At 55.7% G+C, this 1,493-nt stretch carries 1 protein-coding gene; it reads right to left on the bottom strand.

The window, feature by feature from the left end:
• The coding region (locus EDD73_RS14715; protein WP_207668907.1) for a copper amine oxidase N-terminal domain-containing protein at positions 1–1,493 on the bottom strand (1,493 nt) is incomplete at both ends.

The raw sequence follows: 1,493 nt of genomic DNA, 5'->3' as shown, positions 1-1,493 counted from the left end.
GCTTCGGCTACATAGCGGACCGGCATATAGGTGCGGCTGTTTTTGATATACGGAGCGACGTCCATCGATTTTTCCATACCGTTTACGGTGTACTTGGTGTCACCGATTTTGAAGGAAGCATCCGCTTTGACTTCGCCTGAAGCGGGGGTGACCAGTTTACCGATGACGGCCGATGCAGCGGTGCCACGGCCGGCAAAACCGGATTTATTCACGGCGGTACCACGGACTTTGACGATGATATCGCCTTCCGGTACGGTACGGTCAGCGGTAACTTTCACGTCGGAGATTTTGATCGCCGAAGGTGTGGTTGACGAGGAGCGTACGTTGAAGCGCAGGCTGCCTTGGCTGCCGTCGGAACCGTTTTGGTTCACGGTGACGCTGCTGGCTTCAATCATCATGTCGCCCGAAGCCACTTCCACTTTCGGTGTGCCGCTGAAGTACACGCCGAGCGGCAATTGTACGTTCACTACATAGTCATTGACACCGCCGTCCGCTTCAGAAGATGTGGTAGCGGCAGCATCTTTGTTGAGCGCTTCTTGGATACCTTCGGTGATGGTGATGTCACCGAGTGGTTGAGCGCCAAGACCCAGGGTTACCGGTTTGACTTCGGAAGCCGCTACCGTAACGGCAGGTACGATTTTTCCGAGAACCAGGTTACCGGTAATGCCGGCCGTACCGCCGACTTCCACCGTCAGGTCGCCGGAGAAGTCTACGGCTGTCGCGATTTGGGCTTTTTCGTAGATCAGTTTGGCGGCTGTTGAGGAGTCGGCACCGGCAGGGATGGTCGCTTTCAAGATGCGGTTGGCATCTTGGTTGTCGACGATGGTCCAGGTGAATTCGCCAATGCCGCCGTCTTTGGTGTCGCCGCTACGGGTCGGTGCTTGCAGCGGGGTGCCGGCTGTACCCCAACGGGCGCCTTCCGGCAAGGTGAATGTGATGGTCCGGCCGCCAATCAAGCTGCCTTTGACTTCTTCTTCGATTTTGAAGGCACCGATTTCGGAAACGGTGTCCCCGTTTTTACCGGCGGCAATCGTCGGTACATCGCCATAGACAGCGATGCCGGTGTTGAATTCGCCATAACGGGCAATGGTGAAGGAGTTCGGTGTCGTGGTCGTTGCGCCGGAAAGGTTCACAACAACGTCACCTTTTTTGGCGATCGACTCATCGACATCGACAGTTGCGCCGTTCAGTTGGAAATAGGACGCGGACGTGGTGGTGCCGGTTGTTTTGATGATCAATTCCCGATCATCAGAACCTTTTTCCACTGTAGCCAGAGCGGTTACATCGGTACCCCAGTTGTTTTGCAGCGTTCCGGCGTTGGCCCATTTATAACCGGCAGGCAGTTTAAGCTTGATGCTGTTGGACGCATCTTCTTTCAACGCACCGTTGCGGTCTTCTTTGAAGTAGATGGTGTCAACGGCTTGGCCACCGGCCGAGGTAATCGTCTTGATGTCATCGATGCTCACGGCCACCGTGCCGGAACCTACGGTAGC

It is taken from the genome of Heliophilum fasciatum (assembly GCF_004341395.1).
Classification (GTDB): Bacteria; Bacillota; Desulfitobacteriia; order Heliobacteriales; family Heliobacteriaceae; genus Heliophilum; species Heliophilum fasciatum.
Note: the sequence above shows the minus strand (reverse complement) of the source record. Positions and strands in the feature narration are given on the sequence as shown.